Source organism: Streptomyces reniochalinae, from assembly GCF_003323735.1.
GTDB lineage: Bacteria > Actinomycetota > Actinomycetes > Streptomycetales > Streptomycetaceae > Streptomyces > Streptomyces reniochalinae.
The window spans coordinates 1-1,235 of sequence record NZ_QOIM01000014.1; the positions used below are offsets into that span (position 1 = coordinate 1).

At 68.2% G+C, this 1,235-nt stretch carries 2 protein-coding genes; both read left to right on the forward strand.

Features of this window, described 5'->3' with window-relative positions:
- Positions 1-63: 63 nt before the first annotated feature.
- Positions 64-372, forward strand: a complete 309-nt coding sequence (locus tag DQ392_RS00070) for a transposase (RefSeq protein ID WP_114013357.1) — start codon at positions 64-66, stop codon at positions 370-372.
- The coding region (locus DQ392_RS00075) for an IS3 family transposase (protein WP_114013358.1) at positions 369-1,235 on the forward strand (867 nt) is incomplete at its 3' end. The genes DQ392_RS00070 and DQ392_RS00075, both read left to right, overlap by 4 nt.

The following is a 1,235-nucleotide window of genomic DNA, read 5'->3' on the forward strand; positions in this document are numbered from 1 at the left end:
TGGGCTTGATTCGGTTTGACGGACATTCGAGATCAGGGGCGTTGCCCCGGAAGGATGTCCATCATGGAGAGCATGGGGAAGAAGAAGCCGCGTCCTCGCCGCTCGTTCACACCGGAGTTCAAGGCCGAGATCGCTGAGTTGTGTCAGCGCGGTGACCGCTCGATCGGCCAGATCGCCAAGGACTTCGACCTGACGGAGACCGCGGTGCGGCTGTGGTTCCACCAGGCCGAGACCGACGCCGGCCGGCTACCCGGGCTGACCAGTAGTGAGAACGAGGAACTCGCCCGACTGCGCCGGGAGAACCGGCGTCTGCGCGAAGATGTCGAGATCCTCAAGCGGGCCACGGCTTTCTTCGCGACGGAGACCCGGTGAACATCGACCCGTTCATCGAGGCGGAGAAGCAGGCAGGCCACAGCATCAAACGCGTCTGTGAGCTGCTGAAGGTCTCCCGTGCCGCCTTCTACTGCCGCCGCACCGGCGTCCCCGGCGCCCGTGCGCTGCGTGATGCGGAACTGAGCGGGAGGATCAGTGAGGTCCATCAGGCATCCCGCGGTACCTACGGTGCCCCACGCGTCCACGCCGCCCTGAAACGCGAGGGCACCGTCTGTGGACGCCGACGAGTCGCCCGCCTGATAAGAGCCGCCGGCCTCACCGGCCGCCACTGTCGGCGCAAGCACCGCACCACGGTCTGCGATCCGGCGGCGCCGTCCCGCCCCGACCTGGTGGACCGCGACTTCCAGCCCGACCCGGCCGCCGCCGATACCCGCTGGTGCGGCGACATCACCTACATCCCCACCCACGAGGGCTGGCTCTACCTGGCCACTGTCATCGACATCGCCTCCCGCCGCGTCGTCGGCTGGGCCACCGCCGACCACCTGCGCACCGGCCTCGTCGCTGACGCCCTGCGCGCGGCCTGCCACCGGCGCCGCCCACCCGCCTCGGTGATCTTCCACTCCGACCGCGGCTGTCAGTACACCAGCCGTGAATTCGCCGAACTTGCCGACAGCTTCGGCATCCGGCTGTCCGTCGGCCGCACCGGCCAGTGCTGGGACAACGCGCTGGCCGAGTCGTTCTTCGCCACCCTCAAGAGGGAACTTCCCTGCGACAGCCCATGGCCCAGCAAAGCCGCCGCACACGCCGCGATCTTCGAATGGGTCGAGAGCTGGTACAACCTCAAACGCCTGCACAGCAGCCTCGGCTACCGAACCCCCGCCGACTACGAAGCCGCCGCCACA